Origin of the sequence: Methylobacterium sp. 391_Methyba4 (assembly GCF_029691625.1) — a bacterium.
Classification (GTDB): domain Bacteria; phylum Pseudomonadota; class Alphaproteobacteria; order Rhizobiales; family Beijerinckiaceae; genus Methylobacterium; species Methylobacterium fujisawaense.
Genome location: NZ_CP121475.1, coordinates 5,030,768 through 5,054,505 on the forward strand (window position 1 = coordinate 5,030,768; position 23,738 = coordinate 5,054,505).

At 69.0% G+C, this 23,738-nt stretch carries 22 protein-coding genes; 14 read left to right on the forward strand and 8 right to left on the reverse strand.

Annotation, left to right across the window (positions count from 1 at the left end; genetic code table 11):
* Positions 1 to 284: 284 nt before the first annotated feature.
* Together P9K36_RS23785 and P9K36_RS23790 are read right to left on the reverse strand one after the other, a co-directional pair.
* Positions 285 to 761, reverse strand: coding sequence for a BLUF domain-containing protein (locus tag P9K36_RS23785; RefSeq protein WP_051045092.1), 477 nt, complete (start codon positions 759 to 761; stop codon positions 285 to 287).
* A 516-nt stretch (positions 762 to 1,277) separates the two neighbouring features.
* Complete coding sequence (locus P9K36_RS23790) at positions 1,278 to 2,726, reverse strand: DUF1254 domain-containing protein (protein WP_043383978.1); 1,449 nt, start codon at positions 2,724 to 2,726, stop codon at positions 1,278 to 1,280.
* Positions 2,727 to 3,455: 729 nt separating this feature from the next.
* Between P9K36_RS23790 and P9K36_RS23795 the strand changes: the two genes are divergently transcribed.
* The 3 genes from P9K36_RS23795 (at position 3,456) to P9K36_RS23805 (ending at position 5,909) form a co-directional block, all read left to right on the forward strand.
* Positions 3,456 to 3,947 (forward strand): response regulator, encoded by a 492-nt coding sequence (locus P9K36_RS23795; protein WP_075380933.1) that lies wholly within the window; start codon positions 3,456 to 3,458, stop codon positions 3,945 to 3,947.
* A gap of 987 nt (positions 3,948 to 4,934) precedes the next feature.
* Entirely contained in the window at positions 4,935 to 5,522 is a 588-nt protein-coding gene (locus tag P9K36_RS23800) for a phasin family protein (protein WP_043356803.1), read from the forward strand.
* Between the two features lie 141 nt (positions 5,523 to 5,663).
* Positions 5,664 to 5,909, forward strand: coding sequence for a hypothetical protein (locus P9K36_RS23805; RefSeq protein ID WP_043356801.1), 246 nt, complete (start codon positions 5,664 to 5,666; stop codon positions 5,907 to 5,909).
* A gap of 386 nt (positions 5,910 to 6,295) precedes the next feature.
* On the opposite strand, the gene P9K36_RS23810 is transcribed toward P9K36_RS23805, so the two are convergent.
* Entirely contained in the window at positions 6,296 to 6,517 is a 222-nt protein-coding gene (locus tag P9K36_RS23810; protein WP_251982472.1) for a hypothetical protein, read from the reverse strand.
* Positions 6,518 to 6,791: 274 nt separating this feature from the next.
* Here P9K36_RS23810 and P9K36_RS23815 point away from each other — a divergent pair, with 274 nt between their 5' ends.
* From P9K36_RS23815 to ftsH, 7 genes are all read left to right on the forward strand, one after another.
* Positions 6,792 to 7,922, forward strand: coding sequence for an ABC transporter permease (locus tag P9K36_RS23815; protein ID WP_043383985.1), 1,131 nt, complete (start codon positions 6,792 to 6,794; stop codon positions 7,920 to 7,922).
* Positions 7,919 to 8,665, forward strand: a complete 747-nt coding sequence (locus P9K36_RS23820; protein ID WP_051976110.1) for an ABC transporter ATP-binding protein — start codon at positions 7,919 to 7,921, stop codon at positions 8,663 to 8,665. Before P9K36_RS23815 ends, P9K36_RS23820 begins: the two co-directional genes overlap by 4 nt.
* Before the next feature lie 308 nt (positions 8,666 to 8,973).
* Positions 8,974 to 10,194, forward strand: coding sequence for a hypothetical protein (locus tag P9K36_RS23825; protein ID WP_043383986.1), 1,221 nt, complete (start codon positions 8,974 to 8,976; stop codon positions 10,192 to 10,194).
* Positions 10,195 to 10,338: 144 nt separating this feature from the next.
* On the forward strand, positions 10,339 to 11,364 hold the full coding sequence (locus P9K36_RS23830) for an NAD-dependent epimerase/dehydratase family protein (RefSeq protein ID WP_043383989.1): 1,026 nt from the start codon (positions 10,339 to 10,341) through the stop codon (positions 11,362 to 11,364).
* 223 nt (positions 11,365 to 11,587) lie between these two features.
* Positions 11,588 to 12,313: an HAD family phosphatase gene (locus P9K36_RS23835; protein ID WP_043383993.1), complete on the forward strand. Its 726-nt coding sequence runs from the start codon at positions 11,588 to 11,590 to the stop codon at positions 12,311 to 12,313.
* On the forward strand, positions 12,310 to 14,601 hold the full coding sequence (locus P9K36_RS23840) for a glycosyl hydrolase family 65 protein (protein ID WP_043383996.1): 2,292 nt from the start codon (positions 12,310 to 12,312) through the stop codon (positions 14,599 to 14,601). The genes P9K36_RS23835 and P9K36_RS23840 overlap by 4 nt, the downstream gene beginning before the upstream one ends.
* A gap of 401 nt (positions 14,602 to 15,002) precedes the next feature.
* Positions 15,003 to 16,901 (forward strand): ATP-dependent zinc metalloprotease FtsH, encoded by a 1,899-nt coding sequence (gene ftsH, locus P9K36_RS23845; RefSeq protein WP_075380941.1) that lies wholly within the window; start codon positions 15,003 to 15,005, stop codon positions 16,899 to 16,901.
* A 672-nt stretch (positions 16,902 to 17,573) separates the two neighbouring features.
* Here ftsH and P9K36_RS23850 read toward each other — a convergent pair.
* A complete protein-coding gene (locus tag P9K36_RS23850) occupies positions 17,574 to 17,975 on the reverse strand; it encodes an EF-hand domain-containing protein (protein ID WP_043383999.1) in 402 nt (133 codons plus the stop codon).
* Positions 17,976 to 18,915: 940 nt separating this feature from the next.
* Between P9K36_RS23850 and P9K36_RS23855 the strand changes: the two genes are divergently transcribed.
* Entirely contained in the window at positions 18,916 to 19,122 is a 207-nt protein-coding gene (locus P9K36_RS23855) for a hypothetical protein (protein ID WP_043353665.1), read from the forward strand.
* Between the two features lie 90 nt (positions 19,123 to 19,212).
* Here P9K36_RS23855 and P9K36_RS23860 read toward each other — a convergent pair whose 3' ends face one another.
* The 3 genes from P9K36_RS23860 to P9K36_RS23870 all read right to left on the reverse strand — a co-directional run bounded on the left by P9K36_RS23860 (position 19,213) and on the right by P9K36_RS23870 (position 20,989).
* A complete protein-coding gene (locus P9K36_RS23860; RefSeq protein WP_043353666.1) occupies positions 19,213 to 19,908 on the reverse strand; it encodes a VIT family protein in 696 nt (231 codons plus the stop codon).
* A 311-nt stretch (positions 19,909 to 20,219) separates the two neighbouring features.
* Complete coding sequence (locus P9K36_RS23865; RefSeq protein WP_043353668.1) at positions 20,220 to 20,471, reverse strand: hypothetical protein; 252 nt, start codon at positions 20,469 to 20,471, stop codon at positions 20,220 to 20,222.
* 257 nt (positions 20,472 to 20,728) lie between these two features.
* Positions 20,729 to 20,989 (reverse strand): hypothetical protein, encoded by a 261-nt coding sequence (locus tag P9K36_RS23870; protein ID WP_043353670.1) that lies wholly within the window; start codon positions 20,987 to 20,989, stop codon positions 20,729 to 20,731.
* Positions 20,990 to 21,282: 293 nt separating this feature from the next.
* Here P9K36_RS23870 and P9K36_RS23875 point away from each other — a divergent pair, with 293 nt between their 5' ends.
* Together P9K36_RS23875 and P9K36_RS23880 are read left to right on the forward strand one after the other, a co-directional pair.
* Positions 21,283 to 21,534 carry a hypothetical protein gene (locus tag P9K36_RS23875; protein ID WP_081948690.1) on the forward strand — a complete coding sequence of 84 codons (252 nt, stop codon included), beginning with the start codon at positions 21,283 to 21,285 and terminating at the stop codon, positions 21,532 to 21,534.
* A 103-nt stretch (positions 21,535 to 21,637) separates the two neighbouring features.
* Entirely contained in the window at positions 21,638 to 22,213 is a 576-nt protein-coding gene (locus tag P9K36_RS23880) for a phospholipase A2 family protein (protein WP_107059924.1), read from the forward strand.
* 104 nt (positions 22,214 to 22,317) lie between these two features.
* On the opposite strand, the gene P9K36_RS23885 is transcribed toward P9K36_RS23880, so the two are convergent.
* Complete coding sequence (locus tag P9K36_RS23885) at positions 22,318 to 22,773, reverse strand: hypothetical protein (protein WP_043353674.1); 456 nt, start codon at positions 22,771 to 22,773, stop codon at positions 22,318 to 22,320.
* 128 nt (positions 22,774 to 22,901) lie between these two features.
* Here P9K36_RS23885 and P9K36_RS23890 point away from each other — a divergent pair, with 128 nt between their 5' ends.
* Positions 22,902 to 23,720, forward strand: a complete 819-nt coding sequence (locus P9K36_RS23890) for a hypothetical protein (RefSeq protein WP_043384002.1) — start codon at positions 22,902 to 22,904, stop codon at positions 23,718 to 23,720.
* Positions 23,721 to 23,738: the final 18 nt, after the last annotated feature.

Below are 23,738 nucleotides of genomic sequence, written 5' to 3' on the forward strand. Positions count from 1 at the left end.
GCCGAAAGACAAAGTTTTGCGCGCGGGCGAGACAACGGTCGGGCTCGGGCTTAGACAGGCGATCGCGCGCCCCCTTGCCCGTGAAGGGTCGTTGCGTGGTCGGACTGGCTCGCGGGCCCAACCGCGCAGCCGCAGGGACTGGAATGGAGGTTCGCCACGGCGACGCGGTCGATCCTGGAGAACGGGATGCTCTGCGACGCTCGGTCGAGGTCGAATGGAGCCCATCGAAGTCCTGGCCCACAACGCCGATCGGGCGCCGGACTGGATGTTACGGGCTGGCCCGATCAGCTTCGTCCCAGCGAATCGAGCGGTCCCGAATCGAGTTGCTTGAGAATCCGCTTGAGGGCCGCGATGTTGCTCTTGTCTTCGGCGCTTTCAAGCGCGTCCGTCAGGACCATGCGGATGTCCTCGGCTTCGACCTTCTCCATCTCCCAGTCCGGATAGAGACGCTCTCGCTCTTCCTCGCTCTGGCTCAGCGAAACGACATCGTAATGGCGCGAATCGCCATGCAGGCGCGCGATCAGCTTGTGTATCTGGGCAGCCGGCCCCTCGATCCACTGGAAGAAGACGCCGCTGCCGAACACCAGGACCCCGGTGATGCCATGCGCGAGATTGTGGAGCTGGGCCGCCTTGACGATGCGGCCGACCTCGGCGTCGTCGACGCCGTCGGCGGCACGGCTGCAATAGACGAAATGATACAGCGCGGGCAGCGGGACTTCGTTCAACTCAGCGCCGCGTGGAATGCCGTATTCATCGAACATGAGCGGGCTCTTTCCGTCTATGCCAAGCAGGGCGTTCCCCCCGGCGCGTCAGCGGCAGGATAGCGCAACGAACCGGATTTGGCATTGAGCTTGGTCGCCCCGGCCATCACGCGGACACCGAAGGTGCTGCGGATCGACCGGCCATCAGCGTGCTCACCCGCGATCAGGCCGATGCGGTGACGACGAAGCGGGCCTGTCACGGGCCTGCCATTGGCCTGCCATGGGTCGTGTGCAGGCGCGGAACCGACGTCGGCTTCCCTGCCTGGCGGTCCGAAAGCGGTCGGACCGCTCTCGCCCTGAGCGGCCCTGCAGGTTTCGACCCATCTCGGTCGTCAGGACCGCGTTCGTCTCGTCCTCAAAGGAGACGTTTGCCTGCGGTAAAGCGACTTCGGCTCGGGGTGAGGAGCCGGCCTTCGGCGGGGCGGTCGCAACGGACTGCGTCACCGTCGCAGGCGGACGTTCGCGGATTGGATCTTATGGAGCGCTGCCTCTCGGGCAGGGATCCGGCCGTGCGGCCTAGAGCGTGGCGCTGGAGCTGCGGGTGACCGGCGGCGGCGCCCAGGAGCCGTTCAGGAGGACGTCCTTCGGCCAGTAGGTGCGGAGCATCAGGATGAAAGGCCCGGCCGGGGCAGGTAGCCAGTTCGCCTCCCGCTGCGGGCCAGGGCTCTCATGCTGGATGAGGAGATCAACCGAGCCGTCCGGGTTGGCCTTGAGGCTGTCGCGCGGGCTCAATGAATAGCGGTTGATCGGGTTGTCGACGAAAAAGTAGTCCGCGTCATACATCGTCAGCGACCAGAAGCCGTTGACGGGCGGCAGCTCGCCGGCCGGGAAACGCATCACGTAGGTCGAGGCGCCGGTCAGCCGACGGCCCGCGGCATCAACCATGGCCACCGGGTAGACTGCGTCCTGCGGCAAGTTGCAGCCGAGCCCGACCGCCGTCACCAGAGCGCGTTGCAGGTAATCCTTGCCGTAATCGCCGCCGTTGGTCGTGAAGGTCCAGCCGTTTACGTGCTGTCCCGCCGTCTTCATGTGTCCCATGATGCGAGGAATGGCCTCCTTCGGCGCCTGCGCGATTGCCTCGCGGGTGGCAGGCGGCAGGCGTGCGGGATCGAAGGGCTGGCCCGGCACGATGCCGAGTGAGGCCATCTTGGCGACCGGAACCCCATCGGCGAGCGCCGGCGAGTTGTCCTTCATGAGGGTGGCCAGCATGTTGAAGTAGGTCGTCGCATCCATGCGGTTGACCTGCTCGCGCACTGCCGTCTTCGTGTCGACGCTCGGATCGACGCGCCCCGGAGGCGGTGTGTACGGCTTGCCGGCCGCGCTCGCCGGGATGAGCCGGTACTGGTCCTGCAGCGCGTGCACGGCCCTATAATCCTCGGGAGCCCCCGTGCAGTAGGTCCGGCCAAGGATCCAGATCAGGTTAGTCGGCGCCTGGATCAGCTTGGCGCCGGACGGCACGCTGCCGCTCCAGCCGGGTCCGGCGATGAAGTAGGTTTGCGGCCCGGTTCCCGTCGTGCGCTTGCCCGGCACGGCGAACACGTTCGTCCAGGCGCTCAGCATCGGCATGAGATAGTATCGGCCGTCCTCCTCCGGGATGCTGAGAAGGTGGGGCTCTGTCCCGACATCGATGAAGGCGCTGGAGTACAGAGTATCCGCGTTTGGTGCGGTGACGGCCCGGAACTTCGCGTCTGGATATTCGCGCAGATTGGCGAATTGGCCCATCGGGGCGTTCTTGCCCTCAGGCGCCGCCACATTGGTGAGCACGCGCCGGGTCATCTCCATGGTGACGAGCGGGTAGCCGTAGACATAGGCGTCCGTCGCCAGCTCGATCGGATCGGCCACCGCGTTGTTGCCGATGAGTGGCGCGTCCTGGGCCGTGCTCTGAGCCCGGGCGAGAGGCAGGCCCGAGCCGACGAACGGGATCGTAGCGGCGCCGGCGGCGAAGATCCGTCTGGTGACATCCATGACCGTCTCCTCGGAATTGCCCGCTCAGGCAGGCGGCTTCAGGAAAAATCTCGATCCCCTAGACGCGCCGAATGCAGCGCCCTCTCGCCGGACCGGCTTTGCCGACCGTCAGAACAGAGAAACCGTCGAGAGCCACATCGGATCGCGGCGCGCGGCAGCATACCGAAGCTGAGCACGGCAGCTTGACCGAATGGGACAGCGGCTTGGCTCGACCCGGAAGCGCACTGTGTGTCTGACAGTCCAGTAAGGCTTGTCCTAGCGGAACGCTCCAGTTCGAAGCGGCCACAAACGGCGGTCTGCTGAAGGCGCCCCATAGCGAACCGGCGGAGTTGGTCTTCATCCGCATGCCCAATCTTTACCGGTGGGATCGGCTGCTTGGGGTCGTGAGCAAGCGGGAGGGCAAGGCCCGCTCCAACGTCTCTGCGCCCTGGAGCAGACCGGCAGAAACCCACCCCGCGCGGTCCGTCCGCTGCCGACCCATGTCGGCCCTTCGGCCCGCTGTTGGACGCCCCGAAAGCAGGGGAGTCCACAGACGCCATTCGGGCCGTCCGGCAAGTTCGGCTCTGGGCGAAAGGCGGCCGGACCAGGGCGCGCCCTCGGGTGACGCGCTGCCACAACCAAGGTCATCGCGCCCGGCGGACAATTGGCGCATAAGGGGGAATCACTGGCTTCGGACCCGGCCGTCAGTGCCTGAGAGCAGCGAGCGCTCCCGCCCTGATCACGCGGAGCATGTCTGTGTCTGACAGCAGGCCTTTAGCCATCCTCATCGCCGAGGCCGATGAACTTGTCCGTATGGTCACGGCCGACATGCTGGAGGATGTTGGCTTTCAGGCCATAGAGGTCCGCACAGCCGCCGAGGCGCTGGCGGTGCTCGAAGGACCGACCCCGGTGAGCATGCTGGTGACGGGGCGCGGCATCGTGGGTGATGGTGTTGCCCTTGCCCATCTCGTTCATCACCGTTGGCCCGCCGTCGGCATCATTGTCACCTCGGGAGCCGGATCGGATCTTCAGCGGGCGCTGCCGCCGGGCACACGCCTGCTCAGCAAGCCCTACGACTTTGCAGACCTCATCCACGAGGTGGACGCCGGCCTCGCACAGGTGCAGGAGGCGCCCGCAACCGCCCCCGTATTGCCGAGCGGAGTACCGCCTCACAGGGGAGTGGACCTGGGCAACGGCCTGGGAACCGTTGCCGGCCCCTCGACCGAGCCGGACAAGACGTAACCCCTGCTTCCATCACGGCCAGGTCTGAAGCCCGTCAGTTTGGCCGAGGCGATGTTCGGTTTGAGGCGTCGTCGCTCGCAGGCAGACGATCGCAAACCCGCCCGTCTCACCGATCCGGCGTCCTTCGTTGGCGTCTCCGAAGCGGACAGAGCCCGCTGCCGGTCCGCGACCTTTCGAACGCCTCGATCACCACGGAGCTCCGGAAGCAGGCCGAGCGCGAGGCCACCCGGGGCGACCTGGCCACCCGCGCGCGGAACACGGCTGCGATCGAGAGGGCGCTCGATGCCGCCGGCGGGACCGCCGACGACCGGACGCTCGTGCTCGACCGCATGGCCAAGCTCGTCGCGATCACCGCGTGCGACGGCGAGCGCGTGCCGAGCGTCGGCAAGGAGGCCGGCGGGACCCGGGGCGGATCACGATCGCTCCGGCAAGGGTCGACGTCCTGGCGGCCGAGCTTCGCGAGACGGACCCGCGGAACGTCAGACGGCAGGCGCCGAAGGGCCGCTCGACGCCCGCGCCGAAGCCCGCGGCGGCTCCGCTGACGGGCGATCTCGGGCGGTTCTCCCGACCGGGGCCGGACTACAGCTTGACCATGATCGGCGGCGTCGACCGCGAGGATCGTGCCGCTGACGACCGCATCGCGGCAGCCCTGGGCTCGCGAGCGCCTCGCAAGCCGTTGGCGACCACGGGATGGCCTGCGCCCAATACGCCGTCGCGGTCTCACGCGACCCACCCTGACCGCAGTGCATCCTGCCGAAACTTTTATTGTGCAGCGCAATCAGCGACTTATCATTTAAGTATCTCCGTTCTGGAAAATCACGGATCATTATTTGGATCAAATCTTCATTTCAGACATTGTTTATATGATCCGGCGCACGATTTAAATGAGGCGCAATAAGAGGGATAAATAACTATCCCCGCATCCCGATTGGCATCTGAATTTCGCAGAGCAGACATCGCCAATCGATTATAGGACAGGAATTTACAATGACATCCAATCAAAACACTGACCAGAACAGGCACAACAGGCAGTTCGACAAGGCCGCCGAGACCCTGAAGGCCAACGCCGACAAGTCCGCCGAGCAGACCACACAATTCGCCGACGCCGCTCGCGACGGTGTGAACAAGTTCGTCGATCTCAACGAGCGCGCCGCGGAGAACACCCAGCACATCGTGCAGAAAGGCGTCGAGACGGCCTCGCACCAAGCGCGCCAAGCCGCGGATCGCTTCAGCCGCACCCTCGGCTACACGGGCGAGGGCAGCGAGCGCTTGGCTCGGCAGTCCAAGCAGAACATGGAAGCAGTCGTTCGCTGCGGGACCGTGATCACCCAGGCCTTCCAGGACACGTCACGGATCTGGCTTTCGCTGAGCCAGAAGCAGTGGCAGCGCAACCTCGACGGCCTGAACAAGCTGGCTCGCGCCAAATCGGTGCAGGAGTACTCCGCGATCCAGAGCGAGCTCGTCCGTGAGGGGCTGCAATCCATGGTTCAGGACGGCAAAGCCCTCTCCGAGACCTCGGCGCGCGCCATCGAGGAGGCCGGCAAGACCTTCTCCGGCATCGCGCAGCAGGGCTGAGCGCGCGTGCGCTGAGACGCCGGACCGAAGGTCGAGCGATCCTCCTCGATCCGGCAATCAACCCGAGGGCGGTCGCTTCGGCCGCCCTTTTCGTTTGTCGCAGTCGTGTCGGTTCTCGTGCGGCGTGGCTCGGAGTGCGCGATGTACAACCCCTATGCCGTGACCCTGCTCGCTCTCGAGGCGCAAAGAGTCGTCGAACTTCGGCTTGTGAAACTCGCATTGGGCGGTGCCGACGGTCAGCTTGAGGCGCACCGAATGGTCAGCGAGAAAATCAGCGCATTCATCGAGGCCTCGGGCACCTTGATGACCGGAGGTTCGGTCGACGTGGTTGTCGCCCGCTACCGTGAGCACGTGGCTGCGAACGAGAAGCGTCTCACGGCGACCTGATCGGGATTGGCCGGCAATCGCCTTCGGGCAATCCGTGAGGCTCACGCAGCGCGCACAGACGTGGGAGCCGGGCGTGTCGCCGCCGCAGCCGCGTCTGCGTCTTCCAAACCCTTGCCCAGAAGCAGGCTGTCGCAAAACCACCCGACTGAGACACTCGGTGACCTGTCGGAGCAGGGCCGGAAACGGCTTACCCGAGTCGGCGCGCCTGACCAGGTGAAACGCACACGCAGCCCATGGCCCGACTGAGGCGGGCGAGAGACCGTGACCCTGCAGAGGGCCGCGACACACAAGGTAGGCTCCGGTGATCGTCGTGCAGAAGCGCTCACCGCCGGGGCCTCGACGTGGCGGCGACAGCAGGTCCGGCTCCCTTCAGCCACGGCTCGGATTCAGTCCGGACACCTGTAGATGTCGGCCTCGAAATCCCCATCCCCCTGGGTCATGTGCCAGACGCCGCCCCGCTGGCGCGTAAAGACGATGTCCGATCCCATCGTGATGCCGCTGCGAAACCGGCACGCGACGCCGAAGATGAGCCTGCTCCCTTCGCCGCGCCTGGTCTTTATCGCGCAGGTTCCGCCCGCGTACGTGATCTGCTGCGGTGTGATCGTCACCCTCAGGCTCGGGGGATCGGTCCTGTCGCCACGGCATGGCCGGTTCTGCAGGTATCGCCCCTCGAAAGCGTCTTCTGCGCAAGCGCGGGAACCGACCAGGACCATCGCTGCCGCCGCCCCGGCGACACACCACGCGCGGCCCATATCGCCCTCCAGATCAAGATCAAAGCGAATGTGAATACAGAGCCATGGCACCGCAATTGATCCATATCAATCTAATTACTGGCAATTTATGCTGATTTTTACATGACAATGGCACATATCGAGCACGCGAATGCCGCTTGTCATGACGCTGGCGCTCCGGAATCTGCTTCAGGATCGGCTTCGGTTCGTGGCCGCCGTCACCGGGATCGTGCTCTCGGTCGTCCTCATCCTGGTGCAGATGGGCTTGTTCTACGGCTTCGGGCGGATGGTGACGCTGATCGTCGATCACACCGCAGCCGATCTCTGGATCGTCTCGAAAGGAACGCAGTACTTCGAGGACATCTCGATTCTCGACGCGGAGATGCGCCAGGAGCTGAGCGCCGTCGACGGGGTGTCGGAGGCCGTCCCGGTGGTGGCGGGCTTCTCGGCTTGGCTGCCGCCGGACGGCGGATTGATCGGGATCTTCATCATCGCATCCGACCCGGTCGGTGGCCTGGCGCCGTGGAACATCGTGGAGGGTGGCCTCGACGATCTCGCGACCGCCGGCACCGTGTCGCTCGAACGGTCCTACGCAGACCAGCTGGGCGTGTCTGCGCGCGGCGAGACGGCACAGGTTCGCGGGCACCCGGTGACGGTCGGGGTGGTCACCTCCGGCCTGCGCTCCTTCACGACGCGGCCCTACGTCTTCACCGATTTCCGCAGCGCCCGATCCTATGTCGGATTACCGGCCAATCTGGTCACGTACTTCCTCATCCGGGCGAAGCCGGGGGCCGATATCGCGCGCATCCGGCAGGAGGCGCAGGCGCGTGTCTCCGGCATGGAGGCGCTCACGCCGGAACAGTTTCGCGCGCGGTCCCTGAATTTCTGGCTCTACCGGACGGGGGCCGGCGCGGCTCTCGTCGCGGGCGCCCTGCTCTCCATCATCGTCGGGACCGTCATCATCGCGCAGACGCTCTACTCCAGCACGAAGGAGCACCTCTACGAATTCGCGATGGTCCGGGCGATCGGTGCCTCCAACCGATACATCTACAGGGTCATCGCCTTCCAGGCGCTCGTGAACGCGCTGATCGGTCTCTCGGTGGCGACCGTAATCAGTATCGGGGTCGAGCGTCTGACCGCGACGAGCGTCGCCCCGGTGATTATTACCCCCGCCTTGGTGGCGGTCGCCTTCGCCCTCACGCTCCTCATGTGCGTCGCCTCCGGCATCGCCTCCATCGTCCGGATCATCCGGGTCGATCCCGCGAGCGTGCTCACCCGATGAGCGCCGCGATCGAAGCCGCGCGGGTGTGCAAGACCTACGGGCAGGGGCCGACGCGCGTCGAGGCGGTGCGGGCGCTCGACCTTGTCGTCCGCGCCCACGAGTTGACGGTCCTGGTCGGGCCCTCGGGCAGCGGCAAGACGACCCTGCTGTCCATCCTGGGCTGCATGTTGACGCCCACGAGCGGGACCGTGCGGGTCTGCGGCGTCCCGACCGGCGACGCCCGGCCGGAGGCGCTGGCGGCCATCCGGCGGCGGCACATCGGCTTTGTCTTCCAATCCTACCATCTGTTCTCCACGCTCACCGCGGGGGAGAACGTCCAGCTCGCCCTCGATATCCGCAGCGAGCGCGGCCCCAGGGCGACCGCGAAGAGCGCCGCGGTCCTCGCCGATGTCGGCCTCTCCGCCAAGCTGAACGCGTTCCCGCGCGAGCTGAGCGGCGGCGAGCAGCAGCGCGTCGCGATCGCGCGGGCGCTGGTCGCGGATCCGTCCGTCATCCTCGCGGATGAGCCGACGGCCGCTCTCGACTCGGAAAACGGTCGGGCGATCATGGCCATCCTGTCATCGGCGGCGAAGCAGCGCGGGCGGGCCGTCCTCGTCGTGACGCACGACGCGCGTCTCTTCCGCTTCGCCGATCGGATCGTGCACATCGAGGACGGGGCGATCACGCGCGAGGAACGGCCGGACGCGGACGACTGCGAGACGCATGCCCGGACCGTGGGTTCGCAGAGGGCCGGCCGCCCATGATCGACAGGCGGCAGAATCATCGCGGCCGGGCGGGTGTGGCGCGCGGCAGGCGGTCTTCTGGACGTCCGCGAGCCCGGGGCGCGGTGGCTTCGCAACCGGCCATGCGTACCCCCGCCGCGACAGCCGTGTCCGTCTGCTCGTCGCGGCGAGGCGCCCGTATCCGGACCATAACGGGCCTCCGCCATCAGCGCGTCCTGGCGCTGACGGACGCTCTGCCCTGAAGGCATCGACACGGGCATCGACACCGGCTTCGACGGCCTCGGCGCGACGGGCATGCCGCCGAGCATCCTGGAGGCGACGAGCACCGCATGCGCGTTCTCCTGACCGAGGGCAGCAGCACGTCTGCGCGCCAAGCCATCACGGCCCTGGCGCTCGCCGGGCACGAGGTCGCCTACTGCGATCCGGCCCGGATCTGCCTCGGGCGGTTCTCGCGCTTGGTCGTCCGCCGCTATCGCTGCCCGCCCCTCGGCACGGATCCGGAGGGGTTTCGACACTTCCTCCACGAGACGCTCTCGCGGGAGAGATTCGATGTCCTCCTGCCCATCCACGAGCAGGGATACCTCGTCGCCCGCTTGGCCGACGAACTGCGCCCACGGGTTGCGTTCGCGGTTCCGGCCTTCGAAAGCTACGAGCGCGTCCTGACGAAGCTCGGTTTTCGCGGCCTGCTGACCGAGCTCGGCCTGCAACAGCCCCCAACACATTTGCTCGACGATCCGCGCAGCCTCGCCCAGCACGCGGCCTACCCGTTCGTCGTGAAGGCCGCCCTGGGCACGGCGAGCCGCAGCACCTGGTTGATCCGTTGCGAGGCGGACCGGGACCGTGCCGCGGCCGAACTCGCGCATGTGGCGACCCCGGGCGAGCCGATCCTCGTGCAGGCATGGGTGTCCGCGCCCCTCGAGCAGGCGCAGGCCGTCTTCCAGGAGGGGCGGCTCGTCGGGTTCCACGCCACGCGCAGGCTCGTCGAGGGAGCAGGCGGCGGCGCGGCGCTCAAAGAAAGCGTTCATCGCCCCAATGTCGCCAGCGATCTTGCAAAGATCGGCTCCCATCTGTCCTGGCACGGCGCATTGTCCGTCGATTACTTCACGGACGACCGCGGCGAGCGCCCGCTCTACATCGACGGCAACCCGCGCCTCGTCGAGCCGATGGCCGCCAGCCTCGCGGGCCTCAACCTTGCGGACCTGCTGGTCCGCGTATCTGCCGGTCACAGCATCGCGCCCGGCCGCATGGGTCGGCCGGGGGTGCGCACGCGGCTCGCCCTGCAAGTCCTCCTCGGTGCGGCGCTTCGGGGCGCCCGCCGGCGGAACCTCGTCGCGTCGATCCTGCAGCTTGTCGGCCGCCCAGGACCCTTCGCGCAGGCGCGCGAAGAATTGACGCCGGTGCGTCTCGATCCCTTGAGCGTCCTGCCGGTGGTGGGTGCGGCGCTCATGCTCCTCGCGCGGCCGGCCTGCGCCGGGGCGATGGTGCGGCAGGGATGGGGCACTCACCTCCTGACACCCGAAGCGATGCGGCACATTCGAGATCTGGCCTAAGCCTCCAGCTCGCCCGACCCGGGCCGCCCAATCGCTGCATTGTATTGGCCGCCAATTCCGCACCAATACACCGGCGGAATTGATCGAGATCAACGCAATAAATGAGCGGGACATCAGCATCGCATCGAATTCCAGAGAAATCCGATGACCGCCGTCGATCTCGTTACGGGTGGATGCGGCTTTATTGGCCGCCATCTCGTCCAGTCGATCATTGCCACAGGGCGCAGCGTGCGCGTGCTCGACTGTGGCGACCCGCGTGGCCTTTCGGCTGACGCCGAGTATCGCCGCGGCTCGATTCTCGATGCCGCCGCCCTGTCGTCCGCGATGGTCGGGATCGCGCGCGTCTATCATCTGGCCGGCGACGCGCACCTGTGGGCCCCCGAGCGGGGTGCCTTGGCCCGCGTGAACGCCGAGGGCACGGAACGCCTGCTGGCCGCAGCGCCGCCTGCCGCACGGGTCGTGCATTGCTCGACCGAGGCGGTGCTGCTCACGGGGTTTCGGGATGCTGCGCGGGTGCGCGACGGCGATCTCCCATCCCTGGACCGGATGGCCGGTCCCTATACACGATCGAAATGTCTGGCCGAGCAGGCGGCGTTCGCCGCCGCGCAGGCGGGCCGCGATGTCGTGATCGCGAGCCCCACGGTCCCGATCGGACCGGACGACTGGAACATGACGCCGCCCGCGGCGATGCTCGCCCTCTTCCTGACCGGGCAGACGCCGTTCTTCCTCGATTGCACGCTCAACCTCGTCGATGTCCGGGACGTGGCCGAGGGGCTGCGTCTGGTGGGGGAGAAGGGACAGGCCGGGCAGCGCTACGTGCTGGGCGGCGAGAACGTGCCGCTGCGGCAGCTCCTCTCCAGGCTGGAGCGGATGACGGGCCGACGCATGCCGTCCATGGCGTTGCCGGGCAGCCTCGCGATGGCGGTGGCCATCGTTGCCGAGTGGTTCGCCGATCATATCTCCCACCGAAGTCCGGTGGCCGTGCGCGAGGGCGTGCGCCTTGCGCTGCGTTCCACGGCGTTCGACCACAGCAAGGCGCGCCGGGAACTCGGCTACGAACCCAGACCGATCGACGAAGCACTGGCGCTGGCGGTCGCATGGCTCACCGAGCGGTCCGTCCCGCGCGCGGATGTGGCCGCACCGGCCCGCAGCACCGGCTTTGCGTCCTGATCGGCCCGATGCCGTCGAGCGGGGTGTCGCCGGCAGGCGGGCTGCCGGACGCGCATCGGTCGCCGGAGAGGCTCGAGGCCGGCCCAGCCCGCAAGTCACTGGCGCTCCTGACAATCGGCGGCCGGATGCTCTCCCGCGCCGACGCCAGGTCGGTTCTGGTCTTCGGCGCGACCGGGAGATGGCTGATCCGCAGGACGCGCCACTCGGCCGGGAGAGCGACGGGATGAGGCCTCCACCGATCACGCGCCGCCCGAGCGCCCCCGCCTTCATCTTCGACGTCGACGGCGTCCTGCTGGCGTCCCCGCATGAACGTGCCTGGCGCGAGGCGCTCGCCGGCGTCGCGGATCCTCGGCCCTTCACCACCGCCCTGTATCAGGCGCAGGTCGCCGGAAAGGCCCGGATCGACGGCGCCCGCGCGGCCCTCGCCGCGCTGGGTCTACCGGATACCGAGCGCCTCGTGTCGGCCTACGCCGATGCGAAACAGCGCTGTCTCGAGCGGATCGTTGCGGCCGAGGGCGTGACGGCCTTTCCGGACGCCCTCCGCTTCGTCCGGGCCCTCGCCGACCGGGGCTGGCCCCTGGCGGCGGCCTCGTCCTCGAAGAACGCGGAGGCCATGATGCGCGCGGTGCCGCTGAGCCCGGACCGGACGCTGCTCGACGCGTTCGCGGCCCGCATCTGCGGCCGCGCCCTGCGCCACGGCAAGCCGGACCCCGAGATCTTTCTGCTGGCCGCCGCCGAATTGCGGGTCGTCCCGGCCCGCTGTTTCGTGGCCGAGGACGCCCCCGTGGGCATCCGGGCCGCCAAGGCCGGCGGCATGACGGCCATCGGCATCGCCCGCCTCGGCGACGCCGACGGATTGCGGGCAGCGGGGGCCGACCGGGTGGTCACGAGTTTCGACGAGATCTGCATCGAGCATATCGCGCCGCCGTCTTCGGGAGATGCCGCATGAGCGTGGCCGACACCTTGGCCGAAGACATGATCGCTGGAGGCGATCCGTCCTGGCTGCTGCGCGAGACCGGATACGAATTGCTGCGGGAGAGCACCTTCGAAACCCGCTTCGCCCTCAGCAACGGCTTTCTCGGCGTGCGGGGCGGGCTGGCTTCCCATCTCGGCGCCTGCCGGGCTGTTCCGCCGCGGATCTACGTCGCCGGATTGTTCGACACGCCGACGCCCGACAGCGTGGTTCCGGAACTGGTGCCGGCCCCCGACTGGACGCAGGTCCGCATCCTCCTGCCGGACGGCCCGCTCATGCGCTGCCCGGACCGGTCCTCGCGGGCTCTGACCCTGGACATGCGACGGGGGGCCCTGTTCATGGAGGCCCGCCAGACCTGCAACGCCCCGCTCGATGTCTGCCTGCGCTCCCTGCGGCTGGTGTCGCTGCACGCGCGTGCGATCGGCATGCAGGTGATCGAGCTTCGGATCGAGAGCGGGGTCAGCGACCTCACCTTCGAGGCCGCGTTCGGGCCCACGGATTTCGAACTCGCGCCGGAACGGGCGGAACTCGACCTGAAGGCGTGGCGCACCTGGCGATCCGGCCGGAGCCTCGCCATCGCGGCGGCGGCCTCCCTGGAGGTCGACGGGATCGAGCGTCAGCCCGTGATGCGGGGCGACCTGACCTGGAACTGGAGCTGGACCGCCCAGCCGGGCCAGATCGTGACCTTCCGGCGCATCATCGCGGTGACCCGCCACCACGCCACCGACGTCCATGCGGGCGCCCGGGCCCGCAAGGAACTGGCCGCCGCGCGCACGCTCGGCTGGCGCGGCATCCTCGCCCGCCACGAGGCGGCCTGGGCCGAGCGCTGGCGCTGCAGCGACATCCGGGTGACGGGTGACGCCGCCGCCCAGGCCGCACTGCGCTTCGCCATCTACCACCTGAACGGGGCGGCGAATCCGGAAGACCCGCACGTCTCCGTCGCAGCCCGCGCCCTCACGGGGGACGATTACCGCGGCCACGTCTTCTGGGACACCGAGATCTTTCTCGTGCCCTTCTACGCGCTGACTTGGCCGGAGGCCGCGCGCACCCTCCTGATGTACCGCTTCCGCACCCTGGACGCGGCCCGCGCCAAGGCCGCGCAGATGGGCTGTCGGGGCGCCCTCTACGCCTGGGAATCGGCCGATAGCGGGTCGGAGGTCACGCCCGCCCAGACGGTCGGCCCGGACCGCAAGATCCTGGACGTCCTCTGCGGCAGCCAGGAGCAGCATATCAGCGCCGACGTGGCCTATGCGGTGTGGCAATACTGGCAGGCGACCGAGGACGAAGCCTTCCTGCAGGAGGCTGGGGCTGAGATCATCCTGGAGACGGCTCGTTTCTGGACCTGGCGTGCGGCGCTGGAGGCGGACGGCCGACGTCACATCCGCACGGTCATCGGGCCGGACGAGTATCACGAGGGCGTGGACGACAACGCCTTCACCAATGGGATGGCCCGGTGGACCATCGCGCGCGGCCTCGACGTCGCCGCCCTCGTGCAGGCCCGCTGGCCGGAGACGTGGGCGCGCCTCGCGCGGAGTCTGGACCTCGGCGAGGCGGAACTGGCGCACTGGCGTGAGGCGGCGGAGGCCATCGCCACCGGCTTCGATCCGGCCACGGGGCTGTTCGAGCAGTTCGCGGGCTTCTCGGCCTTGGAGACGGTCGATTTGAACGCCTATGCCGGGCGCTCGGTGCCGATGGATGTCGTGCTGGGGCGCGAGCGGACGCAGCGGGCGCAGGTCATCAAGCAGGCCGACGTCGTCGCGCTCCTGGCCCTCCTGCCCGAGGCCTTTCCGGGCGCGAGCGGCGGGACCAACTTCGACCATTACGAGCCCCGATGCGGGCACGGGAGCTCCCTGAGCCGGGCCATGCACGGCCTCGCGGCCGCGCGGCTGGGGCGTGCCGAGGCAGCGCTGAGCTACTTCCGCCGAAGCGCGGCAATCGATCTCGCCGACACCCATGTGGCGATCGGCGGCGGCATCCACGTCGCGGCCCTCGGCGGGGTTTGGATGATAGCGATCCTCGGCTTCGCCGGGTTGTCGCTGCGGGCTGACGGGCTCGCTTTCGATCCGTGCCTGCCGGCCGACTGGCAGAGCCTCGACTTCAGGATCCGGTGGCGCGGGCGGGACCTGGCCGTGGCCATAGACGGGACGACCCGTGTGCTGCGTGTCGCCCTCGACCGGGGGGCTCCCATGACGGTCTTCGCCGGAGGCGCCGCCTTCGTCATCGCGATGGACCGGCCCCTGACGGTCAAGGGCGTCGGCGGATGAGACCGTCGTCCTGGAGCGGGCGGCGGATCTCGGTTGCGGGACCGGGACCGCCCGCCCTCTCCCCTCCGTGAGCGATCCCCGCCGCGACGCACGCCGAGGGGCCATCCCCGGGATGTTGATCGGCGATGGGTTCGGCGCCGATCCAGCCAGCAAAGCACGGTTGCCCGTCACGGACGGCAGCCGCCCCCCATGCCGGTCCGCGTGGGGCGACCGGAGGTTCGCTGCGGCGTCATGCGGAGCCGCGTTCGACCGCGGCTCCGAACAGGCTGCGCGTTAAGCCCGCTCGACCGACGGATGTCGCCACCCCGCGCGGCGGTCGCAGACGGGCCGAGACATTTGAGCTGGCGCAAAGCGACGAGCGGCCGAACGGCGCACTTCCCGAAGCGACGTGGGAGGCGCTCATGGACCCGAGTCAGCGCAAGTTGAGCTGGGCGCTCTGGTCCGTGGCAGCGGCCTCCTTCGGCGTCCTGCTCGTCCACGATCTCTGGGTCGGCTTCAGCCAGACGGACGCGATCCCCTACAGTCAGTTCGAGCAATTGGTCGCCCAGGGAAAGATCGCCGAGGCGACCGTCGGCACCGACCGGATTGCGGCCACGCTGAAGGAGCCGGCGGACAACGGCCACCGGTACGTGGTGGCGACGCGCGTCGATCCAGCCCTCGCCGACAGGCTTTCGGCCAAGGGCGTGGTGGTCAAGGGAGCCCCATCCACGGGCTTCATGACGGGCCTCCTCTCCTGGATCCTGCCTGCCTTCGCCGTCTATTTTCTGTGGCGCGCCCTCTTCAGCCGCGTGTCCGGGCGGAGCGGCCTCGGTGGCCTCATGGCCATCGGAAAATCGAAGGCCAAGGTCTATGTCGAGACCGACACGAAGGTGACGTTCAAGGACGTGGCCGGCGTCGACGAGGCCAAGGCCGAATTGCAGGAAACGGTCGCCTTCCTCAAGGATCCCAAGTCCTTCGGGCGGCTCGGGGCGCGGTCACCGAAGGGCATCCTGCTCGTCGGGCCGCCGGGCACCGGCAAGACGCTGCTCGCGCGCGCCGTCGCCGGCGAGGCCGGCGTGCCGTTCTTCTCGATCTCGGGGGCCGAATTCATCGAGATGTTCGTCGGCGTCGGCGCCGCCCGGGTGCGAGACCTGTTCGAGCAGGCCCGCGAGGCCGCGCCTGCCATCATCTTCATCGACGAACTGGACTCCCTCGGCCGCAGCCGCAGCGGCACCCAGATCCTGGGGGGCCACGACGAGCGCGAGCAGACCGTCAACCAGCTCCTCGCGGAACTCGACGGGTTCGACCCGACCACCGGCGTGATCCTTCTCGCTGCAACGAACCGGCCGGAGGTCCTGGATCCGGCGCTCCTCCGGCCCGGCCGTTTCGACCGGCAGGTGCTCGTCGACCGCCCCGACAGGAAGGGCCGTGTCGAGATCCTGAAGGTGCATGTCGGCAAGGTCCGGCTCGCCGGGGAGCTCGACCTGGACGAGGTGGCGGGCATCACGCCCGGATTCACCGGTGCCGACCTCGCCAATCTCGTCAACGAGGCCGCCATCGTGGCGACCCGGCGCGGCGGCGCGGACGTCACCTATGCCGACTTCACGGCCGCCATGGAGCGGATCGTGGCCGGGCTTGAGAAGCGCAGCCGCGTGCTTGGGCCGGAGGAGCGCAGGCGCGTGGCGTTCCACGAGATGGGACACGCCCTCGTTGCCGCGAGCCTGCCGGGTGTCGATCCGGTCCTGAAGGTCTCGATCATCCCGCGCGGCGTCGGGGCGCTCGGCTACACGATCCAGCGTCCCACCGAGGACAGGTTCCTGATCACGGCGAGCGCGCTGCGGAACCGGATCGCGGTCCTGCTCGGCGGCCGTGCGGCCGAGGCGCTGGTCTTCGACGGGGATGTCTCGACCGGTGCCGCGGACGACCTGCAGCGCGCGACCCAGATCGCGCTGGAGATGGTGACCCGGCACGGGATGACGCCGGAGGTCGGCCAGCGCACCTATCTGCCACCCGCGAACCCGTTCCTGTCCGAGATCGGCAGCGACCGGCCGAACGCGTCCGACCTGACGGCTCGCGAGATCGACGTTGCCGGCCGGGACATCGTGGCGGGGGCATTCGAGACGGCGACAGAGATCCTGAGACGGCGGCGGCAGGATCTGGAGGGCGGTGCCGCGCTCCTCCTCGACGTGGAAACGGTGACGGCGGCGGAGTTTCCCGCGCTCAGGCCGGGCCCGGAACGAGGCCCGTCTCCCGAGCCCGAGCGGCGGCGCGCGCCGGTCGTCCGGCTGCCGGTCGATGCGAAGCAGGGCACCGACCGATGAAGCCGGCGGCCATCCGGGCCGACGGCGCGGCCGGCAGGACCGGAAGGCCGTCTGGGGCGGATCCTGGCCTTGGCGACCTGATCGTCCGTGAGGCGAACGCGCCTGGCCCGTTCCGGCTCTGGAACAGCCGCCGGCGTCCCCCCCGGGCCCGCGATCCTGGGCGGATGCCGCGCACCGGTCAGCAGAGCCCGCAACGCGTCGGGGGCGGCGGGCCACCCCGTCGCGACGAGGAAGCCGCCGACGACGGCCACCGGCACGATGAGGAGATGCTTGAGCATATCTGTGTCATGGGCGGCGGCCCACGCGCGCGTGGTCCCGCGCGTGGTCCCGGAGGCGCTGTTCGAGGCGGGGTCACCGGGACGGCGGATCGACCCGCCGGCCGGCCGGCGCGGCGAAGGCCGGGTGCCGGTCACACGGGTGGCGCCGGGCTCGCCGAACGGCGTGGCCATGGCGGCGGCGCCCCATCTGCGGTCGGCCTCCGATCCGCACCTCATCGCGCGCCCGCACCCCGACCCTTCGCCCGTGGAAGGCGCCGGGTGCGCCGGCACGCTCATGCCTCATGGGATCGCCGACCCGCCTCATCGCCGGCCCAAGGCCGGGCTGGGCGGAGGACGAGGTGGCGGCTGCGCGGGCTGGTCCCGCTCGGTCTCTGCGGCTTGCTGTGAGCTTCGACTACCGATCCGAGAAGAATTTCCGAAGCTCCTCGGGGGTCACCTTTCCATCCTTGTTGGCGTCGACCGCGTTGAAGAGACGCTTATGGATAGCCGTCACTTCGTCGAACGAGAGAGAACCGTCCCCGTCCGTATCCGCAATCGCGAACATCATCCGCATTCGGAGGCCGCCGGCCATCATCCCGTCCATCATGTGGTCCATCATGCCACACATGCCGCCATGGCCCAGTCCTCCCATGCCGCTCATCATGCCCCGCCCCATCATGCTGGGTCGGTTGGGCGGGGAGGCTGGGTCCGGCGTGTTCTCCGGGCCCGTTGATGTCTGAGCACCTGCGCTGGACAGCGAGCCGGCTGCGAGGAGTGTGGTGAGGGCCGTCACCTGCACCAGTGTCGCCAGCGTCATGAAACCCTCCCCAGCGAGAGATGTCCCTCGTCACGCGCAATGTCGTCAGCGATGCGGTCGGCCGTGGGCGCAACCGAATTCAGGTTACCTGCCCCGAGGGGTCACACATTGATGTTGATCAACCGCTCAGGACCTCAGGATCGGCGTTCGATCTGAGGCATGCCATTCCGTCGGCATCGCCACGTCCTGGGCGCCGGATGCGCCCCGGCCATCGAAGTCCCTCGCGGGGCCCGCTGGGGGTGTCACCGATACCCGGTTGGGGTGTGATGGCGAGACCGGCGGTGCAGGCGCGCATGACGGCATGCGTCGTGGCGGCTGCGCCCGTCCTGGCGATCCGGCGCAGGGGCAGACCCGCTCCGCTGATGCCGCTCCGCCCCCCGCGCTTCGACAAAGCGGCCGGGTGGCACGCGACGCTCGGCTCCCGCAGGCCCGGTGGAGTTCGAGAACCGGCCCGAACCCGCTGAGTGTGGTGTCCACCGTGCCGGCAGCAATCCGCGCATTCGCAACGGACTCGGGAACAGCGGCCTGGCGTTGATCTGGCTCAACGACGCGAGGCTGACCTTGTATGCGAGTTCGACTTCGATCGGCCGGTCGCTGGAGCGCGAACAGGTAGGCTCATCATGACTGCGACCACCGCGGCACCCGCACGGCCTGAACCCGACCCCGCCAGAGTCACCTCTGCCCAGCGCGAAGCCTCGGCGCGCGCCGTCGCGGTCGTCTCCGGTGCACGACCGACGCGGCGGCAGTTGCCCGGATGCCATGTGCCGCGACGTCATCGTCGCGTCGGACGTCGCTATTTGCCAGTATCCGTCTCAACAAACCGAAATGGATCAAGGCCCTGGCCATCGCCGCTTCCCTTGCCGACACAAGGGATTGCGCACGTTCAAGCGGTCCGCTCCGGGGGCAAGTCTCGGCTCGGCCGTCCAAGAGGGAGGGGTCCATGCAGAGCGGCAAGGAGTTTATCGACACCCTGAAACGTGAGCACGCCCGCCTCGGCCGGCTGGTCGACGTCATCGATAACGGTCGTTGGTGGACGACGGACACGCCGGGCCGCCCGGCAGTCGCCGATCTGGACAAGCAGGCGAAACTCCTGGTGAGCGTCATCGATGAGATTGACCGTGTTGTCGGGCAGATCGGCTCGCGCTGAGCCCGACGCTGCGTAACGCGCGCAACAGCAATGCCGCCCAGCGCTCCGTGATCCTTGGCTTGCGCCTCCGCCGTGTCTCCGGCCGAGCGGTCACACAACCTTGCCGACGAGATGCCCGATCCCCGCGGTGACCGCCATCGCCAGGGCCCCCCAGAACGCAACCCGCGCGGTCGCCCGCGGGATCGCTGCGCCGCCCACCTTCGCGCCCAACGCCCCGAGCACAGCGAGGAACGTCAGCGAAGCTGCGGACACCGAGACGACGAGATAGTCGGCCGGAGAGACCGCGGCCACGAGAAGGGGCATGGCCGCGCCCGCGGAGAACGTCGCCGCCGAGGTCAGCGCAGCCTGGATCGGGCGCGCCGTGGTGAACGTGGAGATGCCGAGTTCGTCCCTGGCATGGGCGCCGAGGGCGTCCCGCGCCATCAGCTGGTCGGCGACCTTCAGCGCGAGATCGTGGTCGAGGCCGCGCGAGACGTAGATCCCCGCAAGCTCCTCCCGCTCGGCCGCCGGGTCCTGTTCGAGCTCGCGCCGCTCGCGCGCGAGGTCGGCCCGCTCCGTATCGGATTGGGAGCTCACCGAGACGTACTCACCGGCCGCCATCGACATCGCGCCGGCGACGAGGCCCGCCGTACCGGCGACCAGGATATCGCTGGCGGCGGCGGCGGAGGCCGCCACGCCGACGATCAGACTGGCCGTGGATACGAGCCCATCGTTGGCGCCCAGCACCGCGGCACGCAACCAGCCGATGCGCTCGATCAGGTGGCTTTCCGCATGGCGCGCGCGCATCGGCGTCAGCCTCTCTCGGCGGGTGTGGATCTGCCGCTGCCGGGAAGTATGCGACGCAGGGCGCGCTCGTGCCAGAGGTGGCGATGCGCCGAAGCGGCTGTGGCGCAGAGAAGCCCGCTCAGGCCGGGCGTTTCCGCCGGGCCCGAGCCAGATGGAACGGCCGACCCCGCCGGCGCGAGGAGATCGGCAGGACCCTGGTCACACCCGGCGGGTCATCCCTCCAAAGCCCCCCTCCAAAGCCCCGACGGTTTCGGCTGCGCGCCTGTCCCGGCAGCGCCAGGCGTGCCCGCTCGGGCTGAGCGGCCGACGGCTCAGCCGCGCTTCGCCTGCTTGAAGCTCTGTATGGCCTCCCGACAGCCGGTGGAGAGCTTCGCCATGTTCTTCTCGAAGCAGGCCTGTGTTCCGGGACCATCCTCCGGGGTCAGGTCGCCGCAGAAGGTCGTGAAGTCGCCCATGCATTGCTGCTGGAACGCCGCCTTCTCGTCGGCGGACATCGGCGCGGCCCAGACGGAGGTTGCCGCGGTGGACAGAAACAGAACGGTCGTGACCAAACGTATCGGCATGGCGATGCCCCTTCGGCTCGATGAATCCGGTCGGTAAGTCGAATGGGTCGAAAGCGGTTGCACGCCGGCGGGCCCGTCGGCGTTGGCCCGGACAGCCGGCGCCGGACGGTGCCCCGGCGGGCGTTCCGGACGGGGCCCTCAGCGGATCTGTGGCTTGGCGCGGTGCAAGGGCGACGATGACCGCGCTGGAGATTCCGACCGCCCGCGGAACTGCGCCCCGACCGGCCGACAGGGCCGGAAGGGGCGCAGCAGGTGCGTCAGCGGTGGGTTCCGGTCGAACCGGTGCCGGACGTACCGGTAGCCGTGCCGCCGGTCCGCGTGGTCGAACCGGTCGATTCCATCCCGCCGGACTTCATCTCGTGTCCGGGAGCATAGCCGGATGCGCCGGGGCTCCCCGCCCGGCTTCCGCGGTCCTGCATCTCGTGGCCGGGCGCCTTGGACGAAGCCCCCTGCTCGGCGGCCATGGCGCTGCCGCCGAGAGCGAGAGTGGCGAGAATGATGATCGGGAAGCTTCGCATTGAGCGTCTCCTGTGTTGGAGCCCCTAAACGGCAGGGTGGCCGCGACCGTTCCAGAAAAAAACGATGTCTCGAAAGTATCGCCCGATGTTCGAAGACCGGAGATATCGCCGACCTCAATACTAAAGAAATTCTTTGAGGTTGTTCCTGCCGATCTGTCGCACGTCTGGCCGGCTCAAACCGCGCATCTCAGTCGTCGCATGGGCCCATGGTGCTGCGCGGCGCGTGGAACGGATTTGCCCCGAGCGCCGTATCTGAGCCGCACCGGGACCAACCCCGCTGCGAGGGAGGCTCCATGTTTCGCACGCCAACGTTGTTCCTGCTCGGCGCACTGACCTTGGCGGGAGGCGTTCTCGGGACCTCGTCCGCCGCCCTGGCCGATCCGCCCTGGGCCCGTGGGGAACGCGGCTTCCGCCCCGGCGGCCCGCCTGCATGGGCGCCCGCGCACGGGTATCGCCGCCATCGCGACATGGGCGGCTACGGCCGCAGGGATGCGCGCGTCTTCGAGGAGCGTCGCTACCGCGGGTACCGGGACAACCGCTACTAGATCCGTCGCGGGCATATCCTCGCCTCGCCGGCCCGGGCAGACCGCACCCCGCTTGGGCCGAGACACCTTGCGCGCGCCTGCGCCTTAGCCATCGGGACCGGTCATGACCCTCGTCCGTGCGATTGTCCTCGCGGTTGTCGTCCTGACCTCTCAGGGTGCGCTCGCACAGGCGCCTGTGGCGCCTCCATCCGCCGAAGACGGGGAGCCTCGCCCCGGGCCGCCCCCGCCCCTTCCGGATGTCTCCGATCCGAACGGGCGGGCCGGCGGGGCGCTGAACGAGCCCGACGAACGGTCCGATATCCCGAAGACGCTCCGCTCGTCCGGATCCAAGGCCGGCGGCCCGGCCAACGACCTGAACCCGGGCGGCCGCGCCGAGGCGCCGGCCCCGCCCAAGGGCGAGCTTGGCCAAGTCATTGCCGGCAAGGAACTGTTTCACGGCAACTATTGCGGGAAGGGGCAGCGCGGCGAGGGGTTGCCGCCGACCGACGACCTGGACGCCGCATGCATGCGCCACGATGCCTGCTATGACACGGCCGGGTACAGTTCATGCGCCTGCGACGCGACGCTGAAACGGGAGGCCTCCATCGTCTCGGACAGCCCGAAGGTGACGCTGGAAGTCCGGCGCAGGGCCCTCAGCGTGATCGAGGCGACGGCCGCGATGGACTGCCGCGCCCCCTGATCCCGGTCGGTGGACCGGCTCCTCGGCCGGGACTTCGGAAGTCGCGCCCGTCCCGCACCGCCGCGGGACCGGCGGCGGCGCAGGCCGCGCGCCGGCAGATCACCCTACGGCCGCACATAGCTCCACCCCTGCTCCTGCCGCTCCATGATCTGCACGACGCCGGAGGGAACGATCGTCGCCTGCGGCAGCAGCGGGATCGGATGCCCCTCGGCCTTCTCCATGGCGGTCTTGGTGTTGTTGCAGGCCGAGAACTGGATCTTCGACGGGAAGCCGGACTCGGCGAAATGCGCGATCCGGTCGGCCACGGTGGATTTGTCGGCCCGATACATGGCGAGGCCCGGCCCGAAGGCGACGATGTCGATCTCCACCGCCTCGTTCTTGGCGCGGTAATGATCGACCACGTTGGTGGCGTTGTTGAGCGTCAGGTTCATCGTGGCCGGGTCGGCTGTGTCCACCTGGAACACGACGCGGTGCCCCCTGCCCGTCTCGGCGGCGGAGACCGGGGCGGCGGCGAGCCCGGCCAGCAGGAACAGGATCGGGCGTCGGGGGAGCTGTCGCATGGCTGATCTCCGGTCGGGGCCGGCGCCTGTCGGAGCCCGTGACTTTGGCCCAGGCCCGGCGCCCGTGATAGCGAAGCCGCGGCTCCGAAGTCGATCCGGATCGGCGGTGCGATGCCGGGGAAGCGGCCGTGGCAGCGATATGGGTAACAGCCCTGGTCCGGGCGCTGGCCTCGGGAACCGTCGTCGTGCTGGCCTCCGTGCTGGCGGAACTCCTCGGACCGGTCTGGGGCGCCCTCATCGTCAGCCTGCCGGTCTCGGCCGGGCCGGCCTACGTGTTCATGGCCTTGGAACACGATACCGACTTCGTCGCCGGGGCGGCCCTCAACGGCTTCGCCGCCAATGCGGCGACGGGCCTGTTCCTGACCGTCTACGCCCTGCGGGCCAGCGGCCGGGATCTGGGCTCGACCCTCGGTCCGGCGACGCTGGCATGGCTGGCGGTGGCCATCCCCGTATCCGCCGCGTCCTGGACGCCGCTGACGGCCCTCGGGCTCAACGCACTCGTCTATGGCGCGGGGGCCGTCGCGACCCGGCAGGCGGTGCGAACCTCCCTCGTCCGGAGCGCGGTCGTCGCGCGGCCGCGACCGGTGCATCTCCTGGCCCGAGCGACGGCCGTGGCCCTGTTCGTGGCGGTTGTCCTGGCTGTCAGTTCGGCCCTGGGACCGGCGCGGACCGGGGTGGTCGCCGCCTTTCCGGTCACCCTGACGAGCACCTTCGTGATCCTGCATCGCCGGATCGGCGGGGGCGCGATGGCACGCTTGGCCAGCATTGCGATCCGGGGCGTCTTCGGCTTCGGCCTGGCGCTGCTCACGCTTCACCTGACGGTCCAGGCCCTCGGTGCCGCCGCCGCCCTGTGTGCCGCCCTCCTCGTCTCATTGATCTACTCGGCCGGGCTTCTCATCCTGCAGCGCCGGCCCAGTCCGAAGGAGCCCGGCATCGTCACGCGGTGAAGCGGCGGGGCGTCCGAT